Origin of the sequence: Streptomyces cyaneofuscatus (assembly GCF_033109485.1) — a bacterium.
In the GTDB taxonomy this organism is placed as follows: domain Bacteria; phylum Actinomycetota; class Actinomycetes; order Streptomycetales; family Streptomycetaceae; genus Streptomyces; species Streptomyces cyaneofuscatus.
Map to the genome: position 1 here is coordinate 3,402,962 of NZ_CP137002.1, position 25,085 is coordinate 3,428,046.

Consider the following 25,085-nt stretch of genomic DNA (forward strand, 5'->3'; position numbering starts at 1 on the left):
AGCACCATGAGAGAGACCGCAGTCGGCCTTCCGGAAGAACCGGAAGGGCGACCGGACGCGGAGCCGCCGAAGCGCAGCCGAGAGCTGCCGGTCTTCGACAGCGGGCGTCCCCTCGCACCCCCTGAGATGGACGCGTCGGTGTACGAACACATCAAGAAACGGGCCGCACGCCGTTGATCACCGCCGCCGACAGCTGAGGCCTCGCCCCTCACCCCTTCTTCCGCTTCTTCCGCGCCCCCGTCTGACTGCGTACCGCGCCCATGCTCGCCCCGATGACCAGCGCGATGGCCAGGGCGTCCGTCGTGGACAGGGCCTGGTTGAGGATGAGGAAGCCCGCCGTGGCCGCGATCGCCGGTTCCAGGCTCATCATCACCGCGAAGGTGGAGGCGGGCAGGCGGCGCAGGGCCATGAGTTCCAGGGTGTACGGGAGCACCGAGCTCAGGACCGCCACCGCCGCGCCGAGCGCCAGCGTGGACGGGACCGTGAGCTTCGCGCCGGACTCCCAGATGCCGAGCGGCAGCGAGAGGACCGCCGCCACCACCATCGCCAGGGCCAGCCCGTCCGCCTGCGGGAAGCGGCGGCCGGTGCGGGCGCTGAACACGATGTACGCCGCCCACATCGCCCCGGCCCCCAGCGCGTACGCCGCCCCCACCGGGTCCAGGCGATCGAAGCCCCCGCCGCCCAGCAGGACCACGCCGACCAGGGCGAGCCCGGCCCACACCACGTTGATCAGGCGGCGCGAGGCGAAGACGGAGAGCGCGAGCGGGCCGAGCACCTCCAGGGTGACGGCGATACCGAGCGGGATACGGTCCAGCGCCTGGTAGAAGAGCGTGTTCATACCGCCCATCGCGACGCCGAAGGCGACCACCGTGCCCCAGTCCGCGCGCGAGTGGCCGCGCAGCTTCGGCCGGCACACCACCAGCAGGATCAGCGCGGCCGCAGCCAGCCGGAGCGTGACGACGCCCAGCGCGCCCGCCTTCGGCATCAGCAGCGCCGCGACGGCCGAGCCGAACTGGACGGACAGGCCGCCCGCCACCACCAGCACGATCGGCACCAGCGCCGCGCCACGCCCGGGACCGGGACCGGGACCGGGGTCCTTCGGGCCGGCCGTGTCCAGGGCGGGGACCGCCTCGGGGACGGCGACGGCTGCGGCGGCGGCCGGCTCCGAAGCGCTGGGCTGGACGTTCACGGGCGGCCTTCCGAAGGTACGAGGAGTGGGCGGGCGTCATATCCCACGCCCACCCACGGTAGAGATCCGCGCGCCTCCCGTGAAATGAGTTCTGGGCTCCCGTTATGCTCCGGACGCATGAGCAACCCGGAGGGCGCGGAAACCGCAGGCGAACCAGGGTCCCCGTCGCACCTGGACCGCCCCGCCCCCGCACGCCCGGACCGCCCCGCACGCGACGCCGCAACCCCCGCACCCCCCACCCGCGCCGTCGAGCTCCGTCACCTCCGGGCCTTCCTCGCCGTCGCCGACGAGGGCAACGTCACCCGGGCCGCCGCGCACCTCGGCCTCACCCAGCCCGCCGTCTCCCGCACCCTCGCCGCCCTGGAGCGCCACCTGGGCATCCGGCTCGTCGACCGCTCCACCCACCACCTCTCCCTCACCCCCGAGGGAGTCGCCTTCCGGGACAAGGCCGCCGCAGCGGTCGCCGCCTTCGACGAGGCGCTCGACACCGGGCGGCTGCGCCACTGGCCCCTGCGGCTCGGGCACGCCTGGTCGGCCTTCGGCCCGTACACCACACCGCTCCTGCGGGGCTGGCAGGAGCGGTATCCGGCCACCCCGCTGGAGCTGCTCCGGATCGACGACCGCACCGCCGGGCTCACCCGGGGCGAAGTCGACGCGGCCCTGCTGCGCGGGCCGGTGGAGGCGCCGGGGCTCGTCACCGAGGTGCTGTTCACCGAGGCCCGGGTGGCGGCGGTGACCGCGGACGGCCCGCTCGCTTCGGTGACGTCGCTGCGCCTCGCCGACCTCGCGGGCGGCCCCGTCGTCCTCAACACCGTCTCCGGCACCACGACCCCCGCGCTGTGGCCGCCGGAGGCCCGGCCCGCCGCCACGCTCACCGTCGCCAACACCGACGACTGGCTGACCGCCATCGCCGCCGGGCGCGGCAGCGGCGTCTCGGCCGCCTCCACGGCCGCCATGCACCCGCACCCGGGCGTCGCCTACGTCCCGCTCGACGACGCCCCGGGCATCCCGGTCCTCCTCGCCCGCCGCGACGGCCCGGGCCACCCGGCCCTCCCGAAGCTGGCCGCGCTGGCCCGGGAGATCGTCGCGCGGCACTCCGTGCACCAGGCCCCGGCACGACGGCCGCACCAGGCCTGACGGTGAGGCCACGCGGTCTCGTGGGCGCTGACGATGTGGCGCCGCGGGCGCTGACTCCGCCGTCAGCGGGGCAGGGGCTGCACCAGGGCGTCGCGGTACCAGTCCGCCGGACGATCGACCTTACGGACGGTACGGGCGTCGAGCGCGACGGCGGCGGAACTCGTCCCCAGCGTTCCGTCCGGGTGCCAGGTGCCGACGACGGTCACCCAGGTGTCGGCGGGCAGGGTCTCGCCACCGTGGATCCGTACTTTGACCGCCTGGGCGTCCGCCGAGCAGCAATTGATCAGAAGCCGGGTCAGGTCCCAGCCCTCACCCCGTTCGACGGGCGTGACGAAGCCGGTCATCTCGATGGTGCGTCCCTTGACGGCCTGTTCGGGGTCCTGGCGGACGCGCGTGGTGAAGTCGCCGAGGGTCAGTGGGAGGGGCGAGATCGCGGGGAGTGGTTCGAAGTCATCCTGCTGTACGGCGACCGGCTTGGAGGTCTGCCGGGACGCGGTGTAGGCGCCGAGGGCCGGCGGGGCGTAAAGGAGCATGCTCAGCGCGGGCAGGAGGAGCAGCCAGGCCGCCCGGGGCACACCGGAGTGGTCGTGACGGTGGCCGTCGTGGTCCTCGTCCGTTGCCTGCTCACCCCTGTCCCGAGGTGCGCCCGGCCTGCGCTGCGACCAGGCGTCGGCCACGCCGAGCAGGAGCAGCAGGACCCCCGACGCGATCAGCATCGGACGCATCCACTCCTTGACGTACCGCAGGTAGAGGTCGGTGAGGAGGGCGATGTGCAGCAGGCCGGTGCCGCTGAGGACGAGCAGGATCGCCTGCGGGAAGCGCTTCACAGCAGTATTCCTCCGACGAGCGTGCCGCACAGGATGGCGACGACGGTCGTCGCGGCGGAGAAGCGGATCGCGAAGGCCCGGCCGAACGTGCCCGCCTGGAGCGCGATCAGCTTGAGGTCGACCATCGGCCCGACCACCATGAACACCAGCCGCGCGACGGGCGAGAAGCCGGTGAGCGAGGCCGCGAGGAAGGCGTCGGCCTCCGAGCACACCGACAGCAGGATGGCGAGCCCGGCGAGGAACAGCACCGACAGCCAGGGCGAGTCGGAGAACGTGTCGAGTACGGATTGGGGGACGGCGACGTTGAAGGTGGCGGCGGCCATGGCCCCGACGACGACGAAACCGGCCGCGTGCAGGAAGTCGTGCTGGAAGCCGAGCCGGAACTCCGTCCAGCGGCTGTGCCCCGGCTGGTGTCCGGTGTGGCGCACGGTCGGCCGCAGCCACTTCTCCCGGCCCAGTGCGAGCCACAGCCAGCCCATCACGACGGCCGTGGCGAGCGAGGCGAGCAGCCGGGCCACCACCATGGACGGGTCGCCGGGGAAGGCGATGGCCGTCGTGGTCAGGACGACCGGGTTGACCGCCGGAGCCGACAGCAGGAAGGCGAAGGCCGCGGCCGGCGTGACACCCCGGCCGATCAGGCTGCTGGCGACGGGGATCGACGCGCATTCGCAGCCGGGCAGGACGACCCCGGCCGCCCCGGCCACCGGGACGGCGAGCGCGGGCCTGCGGGGCAGCGCACGGTCGAACACCCTCGCCGGTACGAACGCGTTGATGGCGCCGGACAGAGCCGTTCCCAGCAGCAGGAACGGCAACGCCTGAACGGAGATGGACAGGCAGACGTTCCGCCATGCCTGCACGGCCGGTGCGTCGCCCCACAGGCCGATGACGACGACCAGGGTCCCGGGAAGCACCGCCGCGCCCAGGAGAAGCAGGGGCGTGAAGAGGGGCGAGCGGCGGAGCTGGGGCTCGTCCTCGGCGGCCACGGATGCGACTTCGTCCGCCGTGGCCCCGCACGGAATCCCTGACCGTTGACCTGCGCTGTGCATGCCGCTCCGATTGTCCGATGCTCGGACCGAAAGATACCTCCCGCCGGCCCGGCCCCCAGCGCGCCGCCGACGCCGCTGCGGGGCCGCGTGCGCCGGCCGGTGCTGCTGGGAGCCGGGGCGACGGCGGACAGCAGGCTCACCTCACCTGCCCGGCGATCGTCCGCGCGCAGACCAGCGCTTCGGTACGGGTGGTTTCGACCTCGACGTCGTAGACCACGCCCCGGTGGACGAGCTCCGCCTGTGCCGCGGCCATCCCCACGACCCGGTCGCCCCGGGCGATCTCCCGCCCCGCCGCGACCTCGCTCTCGCACCGGACGCCGACCCACAACACCCCGAGCCCGTCCAGCCGTTCACGCCACCGCCGCTGGCCCGCCGCCCCGCTGAGGAACACCTCGTCGACGATGATCCGGGCGCCCGCGCGGGCCATCGCGGCGACCCCCTCGGTCCAGGCGTCCTCCAGCTGCCGGAACTCCGGCCCGACGCTCACCCCGCCGTCCGGGCCGAACGCGATCCCGGCGTCCGAGGCCTGGAGGGCGGCGGGCATCGCGTCGACCATCGTGTCGGTCCCCAGCGCGAGCCACGGGTCCGGCAGGACGGCCTGCAGACACCGGACGATCCCCGACTTGCCGGAGCTGGAACCGCCGTTGAGCACGATCACTTGAGTCTTCACGCCCGTCACCCGAGTCTTGACGCGCGTCACCTGAGCCTTCACGCGCGTCACCGTACAAGCGCCCGCAGGCGCGGGAAACGCATTTCAGCGGCCGCCTCCCTCCTCCCTGTCCAGCCCCTCCCTGTCCAGCCCCTCCGCGATCACCTCCGCCAGATGCCGTGCCCGCCGCCCGGCCAGCTGGTCCAGCTGCGTACGGCAGGAGAACCCGTCCGCCAGCACCTCCGCCCCCGGCTCCGCTCCCCGTACCGCAGGCAGCAGTTGCTCCTCCGCACATGCGACGGACACCTCCCAGTGCCCCTTCTCGAAGCCGAAGTTCCCGGCCAGCCCGCAGCACCCGCCGCTCAGCTCACCGGTCAGCCCCATCCGCTCCCGCAGCCGCCGCTCCGCCGCGTCCCCGAGGACCGCGTGCTGGTGGCAGTGGGTCTGGCCGACGGCCGGGCGGTCCAGGCGTGGCGGGGTCCAGTCGGGGGCGTACTCCTCCAGGTACTGCGCCAAGGTCCTTACAGAGGCGGCGAGTTCATGGGACCGAGGGTCATCGGGGAGGAGTTCGGGCAGGTCCGTACGGAGGGTGGCGGCGCAGCTCGGTTCGAGGACGACGAGCGGGTGGCCGGGGAGCAGGCCGATCCGGTCCAGGGTGCGGCGCATCACCGCGCGGGCCCGGTCCAGCTGCCCCGTCGATACGTACGTGAGGCCGCAGCACACCCCGCTCGGCGGCGGCAGCACCGTACGCCCCGTCGCCTCCTCCAGCACCCGGACCGCCGCCCGTCCCACCTGCGGGGACAGGTGCTCGGTGAAGGTGTCCGCCCACACCTGCACCACCCGGCTGGACGAGACGATGTGCGTCCCCTTGCCCTGGCGTCCGCGCAGCCAGCGGCTGTACGTCTCCGTCGCCAGCTCCGGGATCGCCCGCTCGGGTGCGATCCCCGCCAGCCGCTTCGCGAGGCCCGCCAGGGGGCGCACCCGCGCCAGGGCGTTGAGGAGACCGGCGAACGGACGCGCCAGGCGCAGCCACCGCGGGAGGCGGCCCAGCGCGTAGTGCGCGGCGGGGCGGAGGCGGCCCTGGTAGTGGTGGTGCAGAAACTCCGCCTTGTACGTGGCCATGTCGACGCCCACCGGGCAGTCGCTGCGGCACCCCTTGCAGGAGAGGCAGAGGTCGAGCGCGTCCCGGACCTCCGTGCTGCGCCAGCCGTCCGTGATCACCTCGCCCGCGAGCATCTCGTGCAGCAGCCGGGCCCTCCCCCGCGTCGAGTGCGCCTCCTCGCCGGTCACCCGGTAGGACGGGCACATCACGCCCGCGCCGGGAGCCGTCTCCGTACGGCACTTGGCGACGCCGACGCACCGCCGTACCGCCCCCGCGAAGTCGCCGCCGTCCTGCGGGTAGCCGAACTCCACATCCACCGGGCGTCCCGGCCCCGGCAGGACGGCGAAGCGGAGGTTCTCGTCGAGGCGGGCCGGGCGGGCGAGCATGCCCGGGTTCAGGCCGCCGTCCGGGTCCCACAGGTCCTTGAACCGGCCGAAGAGGCCGACGAGTTCGTCCCCGTACATCCGGGGCAGCAGCTCCGCGCGCGCCTGCCCGTCGCCGTGCTCGCCGCTCAGGGAGCCGCCGTGCGCGACGACGAGGTCCGCCAGCTCCTCGGAGAAGCGGCGGAACCTCGACACACCCGCCGGTGTCAGGAGGTCGAAGTCGATGCGTACGTGGATGCAGCCGTCGCCGAAGTGGCCGTACGGCGTTCCGCGCAGGCCGTGTTGAGCGAGCAGGGCGCGGAAGTCGCGGAGGTAGGGGCCGAGCCGGGCGGGCGGCACCGCGCAGTCCTCCCAGCCGGGCCAGGCCTCGGTGCCGTCGGGCATCCGGGTCGAGGTCCCGGCGGCGTCCTCGCGGATGCGCCACAGGGCCCGCTGCCCGGCCGGGTCGGTGACGACGGCCGCGTCCACCGCGTCGGCCGCCCGCAGGATGCGCTCGGCGTGCGCACGCGCCTCTGGCGGGGTGGCGCCGCCCGTCTCCACGAAGAGCCAGGCGGCCCCGCGCGGCAGCAGTCCGGCCGGTTCGCGTACGAGGTCGGCGGCCATGCCCTCGACGGTGAGCGGGCGGTGCGGGAGGAGGCCCGGGGCCGCCTCGGCCGCCGCCGATTCGTCGGCGTACCCGAGGACGGCCAGGGCGCGGGCGCGCGGGGCCTCGACCAGGCGGACGGTCGCCTCGGTGACCACGGCGAGGGTGCCTTCGCTGCCGCAGAACGCCCGTACGGGGTCGGGGCCGCCCGGGTGTTCGGGGAGCAGGGCGTCGAGGGCGTAGCCGGAGATGCGGCGCGGGAGGTCGGGGTAGCCGGTGCGGAGGAGGGCGAGGTGGGCGTCGATCAGTTCGCGTACACCGTGGGGGCCCAGGACCCTCCCCTGCTCCAGCCGCAGCGCCTCACCCCCGTACCGCACCACCTCCAGCGCCCGCACGTTGTCCGCCGTGGTGCCCCAGGCCACCGAGTGCGCGCCGCAGGAGTTGTTGCCGATCATGCCGCCGAGGGTGCAGCGGCTGTGCGTGGACGGGTCGGGGCCGAAGGTCAGGCCGTGCGGGGCGGCGGCGGCCCGCAGGTCGTCCAGGATCACCCCGGGCTGGACGGTGGCGGTGCGGGCGGCCGGGTCCAGGGCGAGGATCGAGCGCAGGTGGCGGGTGAGGTCCAGGACGAGGCCGGTGCCGGTGGCCTGGCCCGCGATGGACGTGCCGCCGCCGCGCGGCACGACGGGGACCCCGTACTCCTGGCAGACCGTCAGCGCCGCCGCGATGTCGTCGGCGTCGCGCGGGGCGAGGACTCCGAGGGGGACGCGGCGGTAGTTGGAGGCGTCCATCGTCATCAGGGCCCGGGCGGTGGGGCCGAAGTCGGCCTCGCCGCGCACGGCGGAGCGGAGCGCGGCGGTGAACCCGTCAGGGGCCTCGGCGGCCGGGCGACGGTGCGGGCGATACGGCGGGCGATGCTGTTCGGCCATGGCTTCAGGATGCCGTCGGTACAGATGAACTCTTGGGATGCGGACGGATAAAAACCCGCAAGCCACACAAAAAAGCCCACAAGATCTTCCCAAACAGACCGTCAAGTCTCCTATAGTGACCAAGACTTGAGCAGGAACTATCAGCTCCAGTTGTGCATGATCGCCCGCTCCCGTGGTGAACTGTCCGGATTTAACCGGTGCAGTTTCGCCCGTTCCGCACCGTCCGCCACCGAGGACTCCGATTGCGCCCCTCATTCAGGCCCACCGCACTCGCCCTGCTGATCTCGGCAGCCGTCACCGGCGCGCTGACCCTGTGGGCCGTGGCCGCGGCCCCCGATGCGGTACGGACCCCGCTGGCCTGGGGCGCGGGCGCGGCCGCCGTGCTGCTGAGCGTCTGCGTGGCCGTCACCGTCCACACCCTGGGGACCGCGCGCACGCTGCGCTCCCTGCGGGCCGCCGACTCCCAGCGGTTCACCTCCGAGACCTCGCGCCTGGTCTCCGCCTCCGCGGCCGAGGCCCAGCGCTTCACCGCGGAGACCGCCAGGATCAAGGCCGCCGCCTCCGCCGAGACCGCCCGGGTCGCCACCGAGGCCCGCGCCGAGGTCGAGCGGATCGGCGCGGAGGCCGCCGCCGAGCGGTCCCGCCTCTCGGTGACCGTCGACCGGCTCACCGCCCGCGCCACCCGCGCCGAGACCGAGCGGTCCGCCGCCGTCGCGGCCTGCGCCAACGCGGCCGGGCGGATGCAGGCCCTGGCCACCAGCATGCTGGCCGACCTGCGGGAGATGGAGCACCGGCACACGGACGAGTCCGTGCTCGGGGACCTGCTCTACCTGGACCACCGCACCGCCCAGGCGGGCCGGCTCGCTGACTCCATCGCCGTACTGACCGGGGCGCGTTCCGGGCGGCGCTGGGCCAAGCCGATCGTCATGGAGTCGATCCTGCGCGGCGCGATGGGCCGGATCGGCAGCTACCAGCGCGTCCGCCTCCACTCCACCAGCGATGTCGCGATCGCCGGGCACGCGGCCGAGGGCGTCATGCACGCACTCGCCGAACTCCTCGACAACGCGGCCAACTTCTCGCCGCCCACCGCCGAGGTCCACGTCTACGTGGAGGAGGTCCCGGCGGGCATCGTCATCACCGTCGAGGACAGCGGCCTGGTCATGAGCGAGGTGCAGCTGCGCCGGGCGGAGAAGGCCGTCTCCGCCGACCACCAGGACCTCACCAACCTCTCCGGCACCCGGCTCGGTCTCGCCGTCGTCGGCCGGCTGGCCCGTAAGCACGGCCTGACCGTCTCCTTCCGGCCCTCCGCCCGGGGCGGCACCGGCGCGCTGATGATGCTCCCGCAGGACCTCATCTCCCGCGCCACCGCACCGGCCCCGGGCCCGGCGTCCGCGCTCCCCGAGGCCACCACCACCACCGCCCCCGAGCCGGAGCCCTCGCACGCCTCGGCCGAAGGCACGGGCACCTCCGACGCCGCGCCCACGGCCCGGTCCACCGCCGACGGCGGGACCGAGTCGGCTCCGGCCCAGGAGCCGGCGCCCGCGGAGTCGGAGTCCGAGTCCACCGGCACCGTCCCCGCGTTCGGCGAGAGCGGCCTGCCCAAGCGCCGCCGCGGCCGCACGCTGGCCGCCGCCGAAGCCCGTACCGGCCACGCCACCCCCGGCGGAGCCGACACCCCCCGGGCCCGTACCACCGACCCGAAGGTCCAGGCCGCGCGCTTCAGCACCTTCAGCCGGGCCGTACGTGCCAACTCCCCGCACCCGGAAGGCAACACCCGATGACCGCGACCACCGACGAGAAGCTCAACTGGCTGCTGGAGGGGCTGCTCGACCGCACCCCCGGCACCCGCCACGCCCTCGTCCTGTCCCGCGACGGCCTCAAGCTGTGCCGCACCCCCGAGCTCTCGGTCGACCAGGCCGACCAGCTGGCCGCGATCTCCGCCGGGATCCAGAGCCTGTCGCACGGCGCGTCCATCGAGTTCGGTGACGGCACCGGCGGCGTGCGCTCCGCGATGGCCGAGTTCTACGGCGGTGTGCTGTTCATCGTCGAGGCGGGAGCCGGCGCCCACCTCGCCGTCGTCGCCGACGAGGACTCCGACGTCGGCCTGGTCGGCCACAACATGAGCGAGCTCGTCGAACAGCTCGGCGAACACCTCGTCGCCCCGCCGCGCACCCCCGTGGCAGAGAGCTCGGCCGTATGACGACGGCGCCCCGGCCCCGCCCGGGCCGCGACGACGATCCGGACCGGCTGTACACCCTCACCGGGGGACGCAGCCGCTCCGACTCGGCCGCCTTCGACCTGGTGACCCTCGTCGTCGCCGAGTGCGACCCGGCCCCCGGCATGCAGTCGGAGCACGTCGCGATCCTGCGGATGTGCCAGGGCCCCACCGCCGTCGTCGAGATCGCCGCGAGCCTGAACCTGCCGGTCAGCATCGTCCGCATCATGCTGTGCGACCTGCTGGACACCGGCCGGATCAGCGCCCGCCACCCCCGTACCGCCCGTGTCGCGGACCGGCTCCCCGACCCCGACATCCTGGAACAGGTGCTCGTTGGACTCCGCAACCTCTGACCGCGCCACCCTGAGCGACACCGCGGACAACGGACTCAAGATCGTTGTCGTGGGCGGCTTCGGGGTCGGCAAGACCACCATGGTCCGATCCGTGAGCGAGATCCGTCCGCTCAACACGGAGGAGACGATGACCCGCGCGGGCGAGGCCGTCGACCACCTCGACGGCGTACAGGCCAAGACGTCCACCACCGTGGCGTTCGACTTCGGCCGCATCACGCTCGACGCCCGCTCGGTGCTGTACCTCTTCGGCGCGCCCGGACAGGAGCGGTTCTGGTTCCTGTGGGACCGGCTGTTCTCCGGCACGCTCGGCGCGGTCGTCCTGGTGGACACCCGCCGGCTCGCCGACTCCTGGTACGCCATCGACCGCCTGGAGCACCACGGCACGCCGTTCATCGTGGCGTGCAACGACTTCGGCGGCCCGCTCCACAGCGAGCAGCAGATCCGCGAGGCGCTGGACCTCTCGGACGACGTGCCGCTGGTGGAGTGCGACGCCCGGGACCGGTCCTCCAGCAAGTACGTGCTCATCACGCTCGTCGAGCACCTCGCCGCGCTCTCCGCCGCCCGCCTGCGCGCCGCCGAGGCGGCCGTACCCGAAGCGGCCGCCGACGCCGCGGCGCTGGCGGCGGCCGCCCCGACCCCGGAGCCCGCCCCGTGACCACGAGCACCTCCGGCACGCCCGGCACCGCCCCCGGCTGCCCCGTCAGCCACGGGTCCGTCCCCCTGTCCGGGCCCCGCTTCCAGAGCGACCCCGTCCAGCTCTACCGGGACATGCGGCGCGACCACGGCGCCGTCGCCCCGGTCGTGCTGGACGGCGACGTGCCCGCCTGGCTCGTCCTCGGCTACCGCGAGCTGCACCAGGTCACCGGCGACCCGGTCCTCTTCAGCCGGGACTCCGACCTGTGGAACCAGTGGGACCGCATCCCCGACGACTGGCCGCTGCTGCCGATGATCGGCCGCAAGCAGCCCTCGATCCTCTACACGGTCGGCGAGCGCCACAGCGTCCGCGCGATGATGATCAGCAACGCGCTGGAGGGCGTCGACCCGTTCTCCCTGAAGCGGTACGCGGAGGAGTTCGCGGACGAGCTGATCGACCGGTTCTGTACCAAGGGCACGGTCGACATCATCGCGGAATACGCCAAGCTGCTCCCCGCCCTGGTCCTGGCCAGGATCTACGGCTTCTCCGACGAGGAGGCGTACCCCCTGGTCGGCGCGATCAACGACATGATCGACGGCCGGGAGCGGGCGCTCGCCGGGCAGCAGCACCTGGCGACCTCGATGTTCCAGCTGCTGGCCGACAAGCACGCTGAGCCCGGCGACGACGTCGCCAGCCGGATGATCGCGGACGCCGGCGGGTTCACCGACGAGGAGGTCGCCCAGGACCTCATGGTGATGATGGCGGCCGGGCACCAGCCGACCGCCGACTGGATGGGCAACTCGCTGCGCCTGATGCTCACCGACGACCGGTTCGCCGCCTCGCTCTCCGGCGGCCGCCACAGCGTCGCCGAGGCGATGAACGAGGTCCTCTGGGAGGACACCCCCACGCAGAACGTGGCGGGTCGCTGGGCCGCCCGCGACACCCACCTCGGCGGCCGCCACATCCGCGCCGGGGACCTGCTGCTCCTCGGCATCGCCGCCGCCAACGGCGACCCGCAGGTGCGGACCCACGCCTCGGCGCTGACCGGCGGAAACAACGCCTTCCTCTCCTTCGGCCACGGCGAGCACCGCTGCCCGTTCCCGGCCCAGGAGACCGCCGAGGTCATCGCCCGTACCGGCATCGAGGTCCTGCTGGACCGGCTGCCGGACGTGGACCTCGCCGTCCCCGCCGAGCAGCTCACCCGCCGCCCGTCGCCCTGGCTTCGCGGCCTCACCGACCTGCCGGTGCTCTTCACGCCCACCCCTGCCCTAGGGGGTGTCTGACAATTCCGCGCGGGCGGGCGACGCCCGGCACGGCACCTCGCGGCGTTGCCGAAAAGCCCTAGTAGCTCCGCTACGAGGACTCTCCGGCGCCTTGCGATGCACCGCACCTGACGCCGCCCGCTGATCCGCGCCGAATTGTCAGACACCCCCTAGACAGACCCACAAGCCACGGAGGCCCCGCATGACCCGCATCGCGCTCGACCCCTTCGTCAGAGACCTCGACGGCGAGAGCGCCGCGCTGCGGGCCGCCGGTCCGCTGGCCGAGGTGGAGCTGCCGGGCGGTGTACACGTGTACGCGGTCACCCGCCACGCGGAGGCCCGCGCGCTGCTCACCGACAGCCGGGTGGTCAAGGACATCAACGTCTGGGGCGCCTGGCAGCGCGGCGAGATACCGATGGACTGGCCGCTGATCGGCCTGGCCAACCCGGGCCGCTCGATGCTGACGGTCGACGGGGCCGACCACCGCCGACTCCGTACGCTGGTGGCGCAGGCGCTCACGGTCCGCCGGGTGGAGCGGCTGCGGGAGGGCATCGAGGCCCTCACGAACGCGAGCCTGGAAAAGCTGGCGGCGCTGCCCGCCGACCAGCCGGTCGACCTCAAGGCGGAGTTCGCGTACCCCCTCCCCATGAACGTCATCAGCGAGCTGATGGGCGTGGACGCGGCGGACCACCCGCGGCTCAAGGAGCTGTTCGAGAAGTTCTTCTCGACGCAGACGCCGCCGGAGGAGGTCCCGCAGATGATGGCGGACCTGGGCGCGCTCTTCACGAAGATCGTCGACGACAAGCGGGCGAACCCGGGCGACGACCTGACCAGCGCCCTGATCGCGGCCTCCGAGGACGGTGACCACCTCACCGACGAGGAGATCGTCAACACGCTGCAACTGATCATCGCCGCCGGACATGAGACCACGATCAGCCTGATCGTCAACGTGGTCGAGGCGCTCCAGACCCACCCGGAGCAGCGCAAGAAGGTCCTCGACGGCGAGATCGGCTGGGACGGCGTGATCGAGGAGACGCTGCGCTGGAACACCCCGACCTCGCACGTCCTGATCCGTTTCGCGACGGAGGACATCGAGGTCGGCGACAAGATCCTGCCGAAGGGCGAGGGCCTGATCATCTCGTTCGGCGCGCTGGGCCGGGACGAGGAACAGTACGGCCCGACGGCGGGCGAGTTCGACGCCACCCGCACCCCGAACCGCCACATCGCCTTCGGCCACGGCCCGCACGTCTGCCCGGGCGCGGCGCTCTCCCGCCTGGAGGCGGGCATCGCGCTCCCCGCCCTCTACGAGCGGTTCCCGGAGCTGGAGCTGGCGGTCCCGGCCGCCGAGCTGCGCAACAAGCCGATCGTGACGCAGAACGACCTGTACGAGCTGCCGGTGGAGCTGGGCTGCCCGTTCGGCCACGACGCGTAGAGGTTCCCCGCCACGCGGGTCCACGGGGCGGAGCGCACGTCTCATCGGACGGACACGGTTGCGGAGCCGTGCCACCGAGGGACTACTCTCCGTCCCGTGGCCGACATCCAGATTCCCGCTGACATCAAGCCCGCAGACGGACGCTTCGGCGCCGGTCCTTCCAAGGTGCGGACGGAGGCGCTCGACGCGCTGGCCGCCACCGGCACCTCTCTCCTCGGTACGTCCCACCGCCAGGCCCCGGTCAAGAACCTGGTCGGCGAGGTACGCGACGGCGTGCGCGCGCTCTTCTCCCTCCCCGAGGGTTACGAGGTCATCCTCGGCAACGGCGGCTCCACCGCCTTCTGGGACATCGCGACGCACGGTCTGATCGAGACGAAGTCCCAGCACCTGAACTTCGGTGAATTCTCCTCCAAGTTCGCCAAGGCCGCGAAGCTCGCGCCCTGGCTGTCCGACCCCACCGTCATCGCCTCCGACCCGGGCACCCACCCGGACCCGCAGGCCGAGGCGGGCGTCGACGTCTACGCCTTCACGCACAACGAGACCTCGACGGGTGTCGCGGCGCCCATCAAGCGCGTCGCGGGCGCCGACGAGGGCGCGCTCGTCCTGGTGGACGCCACCTCCGGTGCGGGCGGCCTCCCGGTCGACATCACCGAGTCCGACGTCTACTACTTCGCCCCGCAGAAGTCCTTCGCCTCGGACGGCGGCCTCTGGATCGGCGTGTTCTCCCCGGCCGCCCTGGAGCGCGCCGCCCGGATCCACGCCTCGGGCCGGCACATCCCGGAGTTCTTCTCGCTCCCGACGGCGATCGACAACTCCCTGAAGAACCAGACGTACAACACCCCGGCGCTGTCCACCCTCTTCCTGCTGAACGAGCAGCTGAAGTGGATGAACGCCCAGGGCGGCCTGGACTTCACGACGGGCCGCACGGCGGCGTCCTCCGGCCACCTCTACGGCTGGGCCGACGAGTCGAAGTACGCGACCCCGTTCGTCACGGACCCGGCGAAGCGCTCGCAGGTCATCGGCACGATCGACTTCTCGGACGAGATCGACGCGGCGGCCGTCGCCAAGGTGCTGCGCGCCAACGGCATCGTGGACACCGAGCCGTACCGCAAGCTGGGCCGCAACCAGCTGCGCGTGGCGATGTTCCCCGCGATCGACCCGGCGGACGTGCAGGCGCTGACGGCGTGCATCGACTACGTCATCGAGAAGCTGTAGCCCTTCGGTTCTCCGCTGTACGGGGACGGCCCGGCACCCACGTGGGTGCCGGGCCGTTTCTGCTTCACTCGACCGGGTGGCATATGCCAGAAGCGCGGTTCTCGGCTGCGCGGCCCTACGATGATGGTCTCGACACCAGCCCATTCCAGGAGGCCCGCAATGTCTGCAGCAGCAGTCGAGCACCCCTGTGACGATGAGCCGGAAACGCTGCTGGAAACGGCCAACCGTCTCATGGAACAGCTTCCGGGGCATCGCGTCGAGATCATCGGAGGCCTCGTCACCGTGGCACCACCCCCGGACGGCCCGCATGCCAAAGCCCTGACCACACTCATGGTCCCCTTCCTCTCCGCCGGTCTGCACGGCGAGGAGTCGAATGTCCTGCAGGGCATCGGCCTCTGGCTACCCAGTGGCCCCGAGGACTACGTGATCCCCGACCTGGCGATCGTGGACGCCGATTTCGACGAGCACCTGATCGAAAACAACTGCTACGACCCCGCCTGCTTCCGCCTGGTCCTGGAGGTCACCTCCGGGAATTACCAGACCGACCTGCGCCACAAGGTCACCGCCTACGCCCAGGCCAAGATCCCGGTGTACGTGATCGTCGACCGCAAGCACGGCCGGCTCCACGTCCTGACCGAACCGCTGCCCGGCGGCTACGACCGCCACGAGGTGTACGCCCCCGGCCAGGAGGCCCCGCTGCCCGCCTCCATCGGCGTCGAACTCTCCCTGGACGTAGACGAGATCGTGCGCGCGGGCCGCCCGAAACGCTGAGCCCGAAACGCTGAGGACGGGAACGGGGGCGCGCCGCTAGGGTGCGGCCCATGAGTTCACCCGAGCCTCCCGTGCCCCGCGCCCCCCACGTCCCGTACACCGGGGGCGAGAAGGAGAGCCTCCACACCAGCCTGGACCTGCACCGTGACGCGGTGCTGTGGAAACTGGAGGGGCTGGACGACGAGCAGGTACGGCGGCCGATGACGCCGACCGGGACCAATCTGCTCGGGCTGGTCAAGCATCTGGCGGCCGTGGAGTACGGCTGGTTCTGCTCGACGTTCGGCCGGGAGACCGAGCCGTTCTGGTTCGACCCGGCGACCGAGGACATGGCGGCCGGGCCCGGCGAGACGACCGCCGACATCCTCGCCTTCTACGCCCGCGCCCGCGCCGCCGCCGACGCCGCGATCCGGGAGACGGACCTGGGGACGACGGGTACCGCGTGGGACGGGCGGGTCGTGTCGATGCGGTGGGTGCTCATCCACATGCTGGAGGACACGATCCGGCACGCCGGCCACATGGACATCGTGCGCGAACTGATCGACGGCGCGGTGGGCCGCTACTCGGGCGTGGAGTGACCGAGCCCCGTCGTCACTCCCCCCGGCCCGTCCTCACTCCCCCGGTGCCGCCGCCAGCACCGCGCGCAGGGCGGCTATCCCCGCCAGCCACTCCTTCTCCGCCCCGGCATCGGCCCACAGGTCCAGGGGCTCCGCGTTCGCGCCGGTGAGGCGGTCCAGGGCACGGACCGCCAGCGGGCGCAGGTCGGCCGGGAGCGGCGGGATCGGGTCCTTGGGGCCGTACGCGGTGGTGACGGGCTCGCCGCCAGGGCACTGCGCGGCGACCAGGGCGGCCGCCGCCACCGCCTCCTCGCCGCTGTCGAGATAGTCCTGCGGCACGGTCCCGGCGGCGGCGGTCAGGACGGCCCGGAGCACGTCCGCCTTCTTCTCCGGCTCGGCGTCGTCCACCCTCCCGCCGAAGTCCGCCGCGGTGTCGTTGTCGAAGTGACCGATGTCCCAGGCGCCCATGGGGTCCCCCTCCAGTGCTCCGCAGTGGTCCGCAGTGATCTGCGTGTTCTGCGCCGATGTCCCCATCCTCACAGCCACCACTGACAATCGGCCGGGGCCCGGGCTCCGGGCCCCGAGCCCGGGCTCACCTCACCCGAGAGCCTCCGCCCCGGGAACCGCCACCGTCCGAACCGTCCTCGTCCTCATCGTCGTCGTCCGGGATGTGCACGTCGAAGACGTTGATGTTGATCTCGACGACCTTCAGTCCGGTCATCGTCTCCACGGCGTCGATGACGTGCGTACGGATCCGGTCGGCCAGCTCATGGATCGGGACGCCGTACTCCACCTCGACGTCGACGTCGATCGCCGTCTCCTTCTCGCCCACCTCGACCTTCACGGTCCGTCCGCTGCTCGACGATCCGGAGACCCGGCCCGTCACGGCACCCAGTGCCTTCGAGGCACCCTTGCCCACGGAATGAACGCCGTCGGTCTCACGGATCGCGATGCCCGCGATGGTGGCCACGACGCCGTCGGCGATCGTGGTCCTGCCGCGTACGCCGTTTCCTTCGCTTCCGCCGCTCGTCGATGGGTTTCCGCTCCCAGGTTCGATGTCGACCATGTCGCTCCGCCTCACAGAGAGTGGTTGCCACGGGTGCTCCTCCCACCCGCGTGGGCCCCCTCATCCACTCTCCGCCCGCCTGCGGCCATCCGCCATTCGAGGTACCGGACCTCAGCCGCGGGGCAGCAGCGTCCCGAGCGGGCCGAGGTCCAGATTGAGGTCCTCCGGCCGCACCCCGTGCTGGTCGCAGAGCTCCTTCATCCGCTGGTCGAGCAGCATGAGCGTGGTCCCGATCTCCTCGACCTGCTCATCGCTGAGGTCGCCCTGTTCGACCCGGCGGATCGCCTGGCGCTCCATCAGCTGCCGCAACAGCTCCACCACGGTCAGCACCAGGGCCACCAGGTCCCGCCCCATCTGCTCGGAGTCCAGATCGACCCGCGAACCCGGGCCCCGGACCGAGGAGTCGCCGCTCGGGCCCGTCACAGCGGGCCGCCGTCGGCCCAGGGCGCCGGAACCCGCTCGCTGACCGACGACAGCAGGGCGTGCAGCGACACCCGTACGAGAGGTACGTCGGCGATGGCGATCACCAGGTCCCCGCTGACGACGACCCCGGTCGCCAGCACCCGGTCCAGCAGGTCCACCAGCGGCACCCCGATGGGCCCGCTCAGGGGCTCCGGGCTGTCCCAGGGCACCACCGCGCGCTCCGCGTCCACGTCCACCGGCTACACCTCCCCGACGAAGGAGTAGGGCACCCAGGGCCCGGTCAGCTCGATCCGCGTCCCGGTCCGCTCGCCCAAAGCCCGTACCAGCGCGGCCAGTTCCTCCGCGCGCTGCTCGGCCACGAGGTACGTCGCGTTGAGCACGTGCACCCGGCCGTCGCCCCCCGGTACAGCCGCGTGCGTACGGAGTCGGCGCGACGCGGTCGCCAGCGCCCGGAGTTCGGCGTCCACCGATTCCGCGACGGACAGGGCCTGCTCCCGGCGCCGCTCCCGGCGCTCCTGGACCCCGCGCTTGCGGTTCAGGTAGGCGAGCCCGGCACCGGGAGCGGGAGCCTCGCGCCCGCCGCTTCCCACGGGGGCGGGCTCCCGCTCCTCCTGGGCGGCCGGGGGCTCGGGCTCGTACACCTTCACGCCCCACTCGGCGTGGTGCGCGATCCGCTTCAGCACGCCGTGGAAGCGGTGCGCCTCGTCGTCGAGGGCGCGGCGGGCCCGGTCGTCGTCGTGGTAGAGCGTGGCGAGGGGCAGCGGTACGGCGGGCCCGTGGACGGCCGCGGCGGACACGACCTCGTGGTGGGCCCGCGCGTACCGCTCGATCTCCTGCGGGTCCGAGAGCCGCGACTGCCACACCTCGTCCGTGAAGTCGGCGGCCGGGACCGTCTGGACCACGGCGGTCAGCGGCCCGGAGGGCAGCAGCCGGACCGCCGCGCCGCCGGGCATCCCGCCCAGGCCGGTGACGTCCGCCGTGTTCACGGCACGGGTGCCCCGGCAGACGGCGAACACGTAGGTGACACCGGTGTCCGGAGCCCGGTCCCGGGGTGCGGGGTGCGTCATCTCTGCCCGGTCTCCTTGCTGTTGTCCGTGTCATCCCGGCCGGTGTTCCGGTACGGGACCGGGGCGCCGGTCTCGTCCGTGGCCGGTTCGAGGGCCTGGAGGCGCTCCCGCAGCCGGCGGTTCTCGTCCTCCAGGGCGTCGCGTTTCGCCCGGGAGCTGAGGGCCGGATCGGTCTCCCACCAGTCGATGCCCGCCTTCTTCGCGGTGTCGACGGAGGCCACGAAGAGGCGGAGCCGGATGGTGAGGAGTTCGATGTCGAGGAGGTCGATCTTGATGTCCCCGGCGATGACGATGCCCTTGTCCAGGACACGTTCGAGGATGTCGGCGAGGTTGGTGGTGGACTGGGGGCCGTTGGCCGGCGGGCTCCCCTGGCGGAAGTCGAGGTCGGTCACCGCGCGGCCTCCGACCGGCGCCTGCGGCTCGCGCGCTTCGGAGCGGGCGGCTCCTCCGGCTCCTCTTCTTCCTCTTCCTCTTCGGGCTCCTCGTCCTCGTCTTCGTCTTCTACGTCTTCGTCTTCCTCTTCTTCCTCAGGCTCCTCGTCCTCCTCTTCGTATGCGTCCTCCGGGTCCTCGTCCTCCTCTTCGTCCTCGCCGTCCTCGTAGTCCTCTTCCTCTTCGGGCTCCTCGTCCTCAGCTTCCTCTTCGCCGTACTCCTCGTCCTCGCCCTCCCCGTCCTCGGCCTCCTCCGCCTCGGCCTCCTCGCGTTCGACGGCCTCCTCGTGGGTGACCACGACCTCGCCGTCGCGGATCTCACCGCGCCACCCCTCGGGCTCCTCCTCGGTGAGGGTCACGTACCGGTGGAAGTGCTTGAAGTCCAGCCGTACGCGGCGGCCCTGGGCGCGCCAGAGGTTGCCCGTCTTCTCGAAGAACCCGGACGGGTAGTACTCCACGACCAGCACGATCCGCGTCAGGTTCGGGGCCAGCTCGTGGAAGCTGATGGCGCCGCGGGTGCTGCCCTTGGCGCCCTCGGACGTCCAGACGATCCGGTCGTCCGGCACCTGTTCCTGCACCGTGGCCTTGAAGCTGCGGGTGGAGGGGCCGACCTTGACCTTCCAGTCGGTCTCCTCGTCCTCGCCCTTCGAGACGCTCTGGACGCCCTTCATGAAGCCGCTGAACTCGTCGTACTGCGTCCATGCGTCGTACGCCGTGCGCAGCGGCACGCCGACGTCCATGACCTCGATGATGTTCATGAACTTTCCGCCGCCGGCCTTGCGGTTGCCCTTCCCGCCCCCGCCGTCGCCGCCACCGCCACCGCCGAAGAGGCCCTTCGCCTTGTCCACCACCGCGTCCTTGGCGCCCTTGGCCTTCTCCGATGCGAAGGCCTTGGCCGGGGATTCGCCCTGGAGCACGCGCGAGGCGATGGAGGGGAGCGAGCCGCCGTTCTCGGCGCTGTCGGTCAACTGGCCGGTCAGGTCCTTGAGTTTGCCGCCCGCCTTGTCGGCGAGCTGCTGGACCTGGGCGCTGGCGAACTTCGACAGTTCCTCTTTGATGCGGTCGACGCCCGACTCCGCCGGAGCCTCGGATGCGTCCTTGTCCGTCGTTGCCATGGCTGACTACCTCCGGCGGTCGGCGCGCTTGGATGATGACCGCTTCGATGCCGCTGCCTTCTTCGGGGCAGACTTCTTCGCTGCCGTCTTCTTCGCGGGAGCGGACTTCTTCGCGGGGGATTTCTTGGCGGTGGGCTTCTTGGCCGCCGATGTGCCGGACGCCGACTTCTTGGCTGCCGACTTCTTGGCCGGGGCGGACTTCTTCGCTGCCGTCTTCTTCGCTGGCGTCTTCTTGGCGGGAGCGGACTTCTTGGCTGCGGTCTTCTTCGCCGGGGTCTGCTTGGCCGGAGCCTTCTTCGCCGGGGCCTTCTTTGCGGGGGCGGACTTCTTCTCGGCCGACCGCCTGGCCGGAGCGGCCTTCTTCTCGGCCGACTTCTTGGCCGGGGCCTCCTCTTCTTCCTCCTCTTCCTCCTCCTCTTCGAACTCCTCGTCCTCTTCCGGCTCCTCCTCTTCCTCCTCGGGCTCCTCCTCTTCCTCCTCGGGCTCCTCTTCCTCTTCCTCTTCCTCTTCCTCTTCCTCGTCCTCGTACGCGCCTTCCGGCTCCTCGTCGTACTCTTCGTCCGCCTCTTCGTCCGCCTCGTCGTCCGGCGCCGCGGTGAGCCGGGCCGTCCGGTCGCCGATGGCGTCCGCCAGGTTGGCCATGGAGCGGTTGGCGGCGGCCGTCACCGCCTGGCGGCCCGCTTCGAGGACCTCGCCCCGCAACTGCTCCTGCAGTTCGGCCACTTGCGGGACCTCGCCGAGTCGGCGCATCCCCTCGGCTGCGAGCTGACGGGGTTCGAGTCCGAACCGGCGCCCGGCCAGATAGGTCGCGACGCTCAGGGCCAGCCGGCCCTTCTTCGTCCGGCCCAGCACGTATCCACCCACCACGGCGGCTGCGAGCGCCACCTTCGCCTGGTCATCCATGCCTGTCACCTTCTGTCGTCGGTGTCCGGCCGGTCTGCGCGGCGTACAGCCGGTCGAGCAGCCTCTCCTCTTCCGCTTCGAATTCCTCCAGCCCGATGTGCCCCTCGTCGAGCTCGTGGTTGAGGGCCGCGAGCTGCGCGCGGATCACGCCGGGGTCGTAGAGCTCGCGTTCGGCGGCGTCCTGCAACCGCTCCGCGACCCACACCACGCCCCGGGCGGGCGCGAGGGGGAGCAGCAGCACTCCGGAGATCAGCCCCATGGTCAGCCTCCACCGACCGGTGCGGGCGCGCTCCGGCCCCCGGCATCAGTTCCGGCCCCGGCCCCGACGAAGCTGTAGCAGGGCAGCGGTCCGGCAACGCGGAGGTCGACGTGGTCGCGGTGGGCCGCGGCGAAACGCTCGGCGGTCGCACGAAACCGGTCGCTGTCGGCCTGTGCCACGAGGAAGGACACGTTGAGCGCGCAGCCGGGCACCTCGGGGCCCCCGGCCGTCGCGCGGGCCATCGGCGCCAGGTCCCGCAGCGCACGCCGGCCCGCCTCGCCCGCCCGGCGCGCCAGGGCGGAGGCGACGGCTTCGCCCAGGCGCACATTGGCCTCGTAGCCGGGGCGCCTGCGGGTTGCCTCGCGCAGCCGCCGTACGGTCGCGTCCCCGGCCACCAGCGCGGCGAGGGAGTCGTGGGCGGGCAGCGCCTTGAGGTTCATCTCGATGTGTCCGGCGACCCGGTCCAGGGCGGCGAGGTGGCCCGCCTCCGCCGCGGCCAGCTGGGCGCGCAGGGCGTCCTCGTCCGGCGCGACCATGCCGAAGCGCATCGGCAGCACGGGCCCGCTCGCCGCCAGCTGCGTCAGGAGATCCTGGTGGGCCAGCAGGTCGCGGCGCCGGGCGCGCAACTGTGCGGGGGCGGCGCTGACCACCGCGGCCACCGGGCCCGGGCCGACGGCCCGCAGCGGGGCGGGCGGGCTGCCCACGCCCCCGGACTTCCGGGGCAGCGGCGTTCCGGTCCGGACGACCGCGTACACGTACAGCCCCGGCCCTTCGACGGTTCCCGGCCCCTCGGCGCACACGTCAGGCCTCCGCTCGGCGGCGACGGCTCGCGGAGCCGCCACTGCTGCTGACGGGGGCCCGCCGCTTCTTCGGACGCGCGGGCCTCTCCTCGGCCTCCGCCTCGTCCTCGTCGTACTCGTCGCCGTATGCGTCGTCCTCGTCGGAGCCGCCGGCCCCGACCGCCTTACGTACGGTGTCGCCGACCGACTCCGCGGCCTTGCGCACCTTCCGCTTGCCGACGGAGCGCGCGGCGGAGCCGCCGAACAGCTCGGGGACGGTGGAGCTGCTGGGGTCACGTTCGAGGTCGAGGCGGTTGCAGGCTTCCGCGAAGCGGAGGTAGGTGTCCACGCTGGCCACGACTATGCGTGCGTCGATCTTCAGGATCTCGATACCGACCAGGGAGACCCGTACGAATACGTCGATCACCATGCCCCGGTCGAGGATGAGTTCCAGCACGTCGTAGAGCGAGCCGGAGCGAGGTGGGCACGGAGCGACACCGTCGACGTACGTCGTGGTCGTCATGGGGGGGTCCTTCCAGCTGTCGGACGGAGTCGGGCGGGTCACTCGTCGGCGGCACCGCGCCGGTAGCGGCGGACCCGGGTGTACTCCAGGAGTTCGCAGGACCGGTCGAGCTGCACCTCGTACGAGGCGAGGAGACTGGTCGTGTCCGGGATGCGGGGCACTTCGAGAACGTCCACGACGACGGCCCAGCCGTCGTCGGAGCGCCGGATCGCGGAGACGCCCTCGGCCGGGTGACTGATCAGCGCTTCCAGGCTCCGACAGGCGGCGCGGGCGGCGTGCTCGGGCCCCTTCCTGGCCGGGGGCTTCTTTTTCGTCCCCGTGGAGGAGCGCTCGGCGCGCGCTGAACGTTGGTCTGCCATGGTGACCAGTCTGGTCAATGTGGGGCACTCCGCATCTCGGGAGAGCCAGTGGTGCGACGGCCTCCGCCGGAGGTCCGGCCGGGGATGTGCGGGGTCAGGCCTCCCGCGGCCGCCGCGCCAGGACGAACCCCTGCGGCGCCCGCTCCGGGAACGGCCCCTCCGTCTCCCGCTCCCGCCACACCCGGGACACCACCTCCAGGCCCGCCTCCCGCAGCAGCGCGGCCACCCGCTCCGGCTGCCGCCGGTGGAAGACGAGCGAGACCTCCTCGCCCAGCGCCTCCGTCATCCGCAGCGGCTCGTCACCCACCTGGAAGCCGAGCTGTACGGGGGCACCGGGGGCCAGCACGCGGTGGAACTCGGCGAAGACGCGCGGGAGTTCCTCGTCCGGGACGTGGATGGTGGAGTACCAGGCGAGGAGGCCGCCGAGCGACCCGTCCGGGAGGTCGAGGCCGAGCATCGAGCCCTCCTCGAACCGCAGCCCGGGGTGCTCCTGCCGGGCCACCGCGAGCATCTGCGGCGAGAGGTCGATCCCGAACACGTCGAGCCTGAGGCCCAGTTCCCTCAGGTGCGCGGTGACCCGGCCCGTCCCGCAACCGACATCGGCCACGGGCAGGCCGCCACCGCCCGCCGCCGCGAGTTCCGCGAAGACGGCCAGCACGCCGCGCTCCAACGGCTTGGCCGCCAGCTCGCCGCGCGAGAAATCGGCGTAGGCGGGGGCGATGGCGTCGTACGAGTCCCGGGTGGTGCGCTGGAAGTCGGCGGACGGGCCGGAGGCGGTCATGGGCGACACTCTAGGCGTCACCTCCCCCGGCCCCGGTGTCAGACCATCGGTTCGCCGCTGACCGTCTCCTCGGGCGGGACGAGGTCCTGGACGACGTCCCAGTGCTCGACGATGCGGCCGTTCTCCAGCCGGAAGACGTCGACGACGGCGACGGGGCCCGGCGCCCAGCCGTGCACGACGCTGTGGGTGAAGACGAGGTCACCCTGTGCCGCGATCCGCTGCGGCTCCCACCGGAAGCCCCGCAGATCCGGCACCACGGCACGGAGGGTGTCCAGGCCGCTGGGCATCCCGGGACTGTGCTGGACGTAGGGCTCGGCCCAGTACCGGTCGAGCGCCGTGAAATCCTTCTCGCCGAAGAGCTCCCGCATGGCGGTGAGGACGGTCGCGGTGTTGTCCCGGGCCCGGTCCGCCTCGGGGTGTCGGGTCACAGTCATCTCTCCTGACTCCTCGATGGTTTGACTCCTCGATGGTTCTGACGGGCCGGGGTCCTTACCCGCCGCCCTCATACGGAAGGGGGCCGGGGCCCCTCCCCGCCGTCCGTTCGCTCGTACCGCAGCGCGCCCGAGGGGCAGCGCCGCACCACCTCCACCACGCGATCGGCGTCGGCACCGTCGGGCCGGATCCACGGGCGCCGGCCGGTGTCGAACACCTCCGGCAGACCGCGGACGCACTCGGCGGCGTGCCGGCAGCGGCCGGCCTCGAAGGTCACGGTGACCGACCGCCCCTCGTACGACCGCCTGTCCGTCCGCTCGCTCATTCCGGGCCTCCGTTCAGTCACTGACACTGCTGCGGGACTGGTAGAGCAGGTCCTGGTACTCGGGGTGCCGAGCGATCCATCCCGCGAAGAACGGGCAGGTGGGCAGCACCCTCAGCTTCGCCGCACGCGCCTCGTCGAGGGCGGTGCGGGCCAAGGCCGACCCGACGCCCTTGCCCTCGTACCGGGGCGAGACCTCGGTGTGCAGGAACGCGATCAGTTCCGTCGTACGGAGGTAGTCCGCGAAGCCCGCGACCTCGGACTCCCCCTCGATCCGCGCCTCGTACCGCTTGGCCTCGGGAACGTCCTTCACTGCGACTGCCATGTGTCCTGACCTCTTCTCTCCG

32 protein-coding genes are annotated in these 25,085 nt (G+C 72.4%); 11 read left to right on the plus strand and 21 right to left on the minus strand.

All coding sequences use genetic code 11. From position 1 onward, the window contains the following. The first annotated feature begins 6 nt into the window (after window positions 1-6). Complete coding sequence (locus tag R2B67_RS36005; protein WP_381073424.1) at window positions 7-177, plus strand: CopG family transcriptional regulator; 171 nt, start codon at window positions 7-9, stop codon at window positions 175-177. Window positions 178-208: 31 nt separating this feature from the next. On the opposite strand, the gene R2B67_RS14705 is transcribed toward R2B67_RS36005, so the two are convergent. Continuing rightward, window positions 209-1,189: an EamA family transporter gene (locus R2B67_RS14705; RefSeq protein ID WP_317818399.1), complete on the minus strand. Its 981-nt coding sequence runs from the start codon at window positions 1,187-1,189 to the stop codon at window positions 209-211. Between the two features lie 117 nt (window positions 1,190-1,306). Here R2B67_RS14705 and R2B67_RS14710 point away from each other — a divergent pair, with 117 nt between their 5' ends. Beyond that, complete coding sequence (locus R2B67_RS14710; protein WP_317818400.1) at window positions 1,307-2,326, plus strand: LysR family transcriptional regulator; 1,020 nt, start codon at window positions 1,307-1,309, stop codon at window positions 2,324-2,326. A gap of 62 nt (window positions 2,327-2,388) precedes the next feature. On the opposite strand, the gene R2B67_RS14715 is transcribed toward R2B67_RS14710, so the two are convergent. The 4 genes from R2B67_RS14715 to R2B67_RS14730 all read right to left on the minus strand — a co-directional run bounded on the left by R2B67_RS14715 (window position 2,389) and on the right by R2B67_RS14730 (window position 7,842). Further along, window positions 2,389-3,153 (minus strand): TIGR03943 family putative permease subunit, encoded by a 765-nt coding sequence (locus R2B67_RS14715; protein WP_317818401.1) that lies wholly within the window; start codon window positions 3,151-3,153, stop codon window positions 2,389-2,391. Next, window positions 3,150-4,136 carry a permease gene (locus tag R2B67_RS14720; protein WP_018510826.1) on the minus strand — a complete coding sequence of 329 codons (987 nt, stop codon included), beginning with the start codon at window positions 4,134-4,136 and terminating at the stop codon, window positions 3,150-3,152. Before R2B67_RS14720 ends, R2B67_RS14715 begins: the two co-directional genes overlap by 4 nt. A gap of 199 nt (window positions 4,137-4,335) precedes the next feature. Continuing rightward, window positions 4,336-4,857: a chloramphenicol phosphotransferase CPT gene (cpt, locus tag R2B67_RS14725; protein WP_317824852.1), complete on the minus strand. Its 522-nt coding sequence runs from the start codon at window positions 4,855-4,857 to the stop codon at window positions 4,336-4,338. Between the two features lie 96 nt (window positions 4,858-4,953). After that, a complete protein-coding gene (locus R2B67_RS14730) occupies window positions 4,954-7,842 on the minus strand; it encodes an FAD-binding and (Fe-S)-binding domain-containing protein (RefSeq protein WP_381073428.1) in 2,889 nt (962 codons plus the stop codon). A gap of 242 nt (window positions 7,843-8,084) precedes the next feature. Between R2B67_RS14730 and R2B67_RS14735 the strand changes: the two genes are divergently transcribed. From R2B67_RS14735 to R2B67_RS14775, 9 genes are all read left to right on the plus strand, one after another. After that, window positions 8,085-9,623 (plus strand): ATP-binding protein, encoded by a 1,539-nt coding sequence (locus tag R2B67_RS14735; RefSeq protein WP_317818404.1) that lies wholly within the window; start codon window positions 8,085-8,087, stop codon window positions 9,621-9,623. Further along, window positions 9,620-10,042, plus strand: coding sequence for a roadblock/LC7 domain-containing protein (locus R2B67_RS14740; protein WP_053559945.1), 423 nt, complete (start codon window positions 9,620-9,622; stop codon window positions 10,040-10,042). The genes R2B67_RS14735 and R2B67_RS14740 overlap by 4 nt, the downstream gene beginning before the upstream one ends. Next, complete coding sequence (locus R2B67_RS14745; RefSeq protein WP_007449967.1) at window positions 10,039-10,410, plus strand: DUF742 domain-containing protein; 372 nt, start codon at window positions 10,039-10,041, stop codon at window positions 10,408-10,410. Before R2B67_RS14740 ends, R2B67_RS14745 begins: the two co-directional genes overlap by 4 nt. Next, the gene (locus R2B67_RS14750; RefSeq protein ID WP_018510831.1) at window positions 10,391-11,065 is read left to right on the plus strand and encodes a GTP-binding protein; all 675 of its coding nucleotides are present in this window, start codon (window positions 10,391-10,393) and stop codon (window positions 11,063-11,065) included. Before R2B67_RS14745 ends, R2B67_RS14750 begins: the two co-directional genes overlap by 20 nt. Beyond that, window positions 11,062-12,327 carry a cytochrome P450 gene (locus tag R2B67_RS14755; protein ID WP_317818405.1) on the plus strand — a complete coding sequence of 422 codons (1,266 nt, stop codon included), beginning with the start codon at window positions 11,062-11,064 and terminating at the stop codon, window positions 12,325-12,327. Before R2B67_RS14750 ends, R2B67_RS14755 begins: the two co-directional genes overlap by 4 nt. Window positions 12,328-12,508: 181 nt before the next feature. Continuing rightward, window positions 12,509-13,738, plus strand: coding sequence for a cytochrome P450 family protein (locus R2B67_RS14760; RefSeq protein ID WP_317818406.1), 1,230 nt, complete (start codon window positions 12,509-12,511; stop codon window positions 13,736-13,738). A 96-nt stretch (window positions 13,739-13,834) separates the two neighbouring features. After that, window positions 13,835-14,953, plus strand: a complete 1,119-nt coding sequence (gene serC, locus R2B67_RS14765; RefSeq protein ID WP_317818407.1) for a phosphoserine transaminase — start codon at window positions 13,835-13,837, stop codon at window positions 14,951-14,953. A 159-nt stretch (window positions 14,954-15,112) separates the two neighbouring features. Further along, window positions 15,113-15,724: a Uma2 family endonuclease gene (locus R2B67_RS14770; RefSeq protein WP_317818408.1), complete on the plus strand. Its 612-nt coding sequence runs from the start codon at window positions 15,113-15,115 to the stop codon at window positions 15,722-15,724. Window positions 15,725-15,774: 50 nt separating this feature from the next. Next, window positions 15,775-16,299 (plus strand): DinB family protein, encoded by a 525-nt coding sequence (locus R2B67_RS14775; protein ID WP_317818409.1) that lies wholly within the window; start codon window positions 15,775-15,777, stop codon window positions 16,297-16,299. A gap of 33 nt (window positions 16,300-16,332) precedes the next feature. Here the strand turns inward: R2B67_RS14775 and R2B67_RS14780 are convergent, their stop codons facing one another. The 16 genes from R2B67_RS14780 to R2B67_RS14855 form a co-directional block, all read right to left on the minus strand. Further along, window positions 16,333-16,746, minus strand: a complete 414-nt coding sequence (locus tag R2B67_RS14780; protein ID WP_317818410.1) for a DUF4259 domain-containing protein — start codon at window positions 16,744-16,746, stop codon at window positions 16,333-16,335. A 124-nt stretch (window positions 16,747-16,870) separates the two neighbouring features. Continuing rightward, a complete protein-coding gene (locus R2B67_RS14785; protein ID WP_317818411.1) occupies window positions 16,871-17,344 on the minus strand; it encodes an Asp23/Gls24 family envelope stress response protein in 474 nt (157 codons plus the stop codon). A 111-nt stretch (window positions 17,345-17,455) separates the two neighbouring features. After that, a complete protein-coding gene (locus tag R2B67_RS14790) occupies window positions 17,456-17,767 on the minus strand; it encodes a gas vesicle protein K (protein WP_317818412.1) in 312 nt (103 codons plus the stop codon). Further along, window positions 17,764-17,976, minus strand: a complete 213-nt coding sequence (locus tag R2B67_RS14795) for a gas vesicle protein (protein ID WP_239697354.1) — start codon at window positions 17,974-17,976, stop codon at window positions 17,764-17,766. The genes R2B67_RS14790 and R2B67_RS14795 overlap by 4 nt, the downstream gene beginning before the upstream one ends. Window positions 17,977-18,006: 30 nt before the next feature. Next, entirely contained in the window at window positions 18,007-18,834 is an 828-nt protein-coding gene (locus R2B67_RS14800) for a GvpL/GvpF family gas vesicle protein (protein WP_317818413.1), read from the minus strand. Then, window positions 18,831-19,226, minus strand: coding sequence for a gas vesicle protein (locus tag R2B67_RS14805; protein ID WP_317818418.1), 396 nt, complete (start codon window positions 19,224-19,226; stop codon window positions 18,831-18,833). The genes R2B67_RS14800 and R2B67_RS14805 overlap by 4 nt, the downstream gene beginning before the upstream one ends. Continuing rightward, the gene (locus tag R2B67_RS14810) at window positions 19,223-20,380 is read right to left on the minus strand and encodes an SRPBCC family protein (RefSeq protein WP_317818419.1); all 1,158 of its coding nucleotides are present in this window, start codon (window positions 20,378-20,380) and stop codon (window positions 19,223-19,225) included. Before R2B67_RS14810 ends, R2B67_RS14805 begins: the two co-directional genes overlap by 4 nt. A 6-nt stretch (window positions 20,381-20,386) precedes the next feature. Then, window positions 20,387-21,283, minus strand: coding sequence for a histone H1-like repetitive region-containing protein (locus R2B67_RS14815; protein WP_317818420.1), 897 nt, complete (start codon window positions 21,281-21,283; stop codon window positions 20,387-20,389). Continuing rightward, window positions 21,276-21,542, minus strand: coding sequence for a gas vesicle protein GvpG (locus R2B67_RS14820; protein ID WP_018510845.1), 267 nt, complete (start codon window positions 21,540-21,542; stop codon window positions 21,276-21,278). The genes R2B67_RS14815 and R2B67_RS14820 overlap by 8 nt, the downstream gene beginning before the upstream one ends. A gap of 2 nt (window positions 21,543-21,544) precedes the next feature. Further along, a complete protein-coding gene (locus R2B67_RS14825) occupies window positions 21,545-22,342 on the minus strand; it encodes a GvpL/GvpF family gas vesicle protein (RefSeq protein ID WP_317818422.1) in 798 nt (265 codons plus the stop codon). A gap of 1 nt (window position 22,343) precedes the next feature. Continuing rightward, window positions 22,344-22,844: a gas vesicle protein GvpJ gene (gene gvpJ, locus R2B67_RS14830; protein WP_317818425.1), complete on the minus strand. Its 501-nt coding sequence runs from the start codon at window positions 22,842-22,844 to the stop codon at window positions 22,344-22,346. Between the two features lie 38 nt (window positions 22,845-22,882). Beyond that, complete coding sequence (locus tag R2B67_RS14835) at window positions 22,883-23,203, minus strand: gas vesicle protein GvpO (RefSeq protein ID WP_317818430.1); 321 nt, start codon at window positions 23,201-23,203, stop codon at window positions 22,883-22,885. Window positions 23,204-23,297: 94 nt separating this feature from the next. Beyond that, the gene (locus tag R2B67_RS14840) at window positions 23,298-23,984 is read right to left on the minus strand and encodes a class I SAM-dependent methyltransferase (protein WP_317818434.1); all 687 of its coding nucleotides are present in this window, start codon (window positions 23,982-23,984) and stop codon (window positions 23,298-23,300) included. A gap of 38 nt (window positions 23,985-24,022) precedes the next feature. Further along, window positions 24,023-24,418 (minus strand): nuclear transport factor 2 family protein, encoded by a 396-nt coding sequence (locus R2B67_RS14845; RefSeq protein WP_317818437.1) that lies wholly within the window; start codon window positions 24,416-24,418, stop codon window positions 24,023-24,025. 68 nt (window positions 24,419-24,486) lie between these two features. Beyond that, window positions 24,487-24,741 carry a (4Fe-4S)-binding protein gene (locus R2B67_RS14850; RefSeq protein WP_109978983.1) on the minus strand — a complete coding sequence of 85 codons (255 nt, stop codon included), beginning with the start codon at window positions 24,739-24,741 and terminating at the stop codon, window positions 24,487-24,489. Window positions 24,742-24,754: 13 nt separating this feature from the next. After that, window positions 24,755-25,063, minus strand: coding sequence for a GNAT family N-acetyltransferase (locus R2B67_RS14855; RefSeq protein WP_237327284.1), 309 nt, complete (start codon window positions 25,061-25,063; stop codon window positions 24,755-24,757). Between the last annotated feature and the right edge of the window lie 22 nt (window positions 25,064-25,085).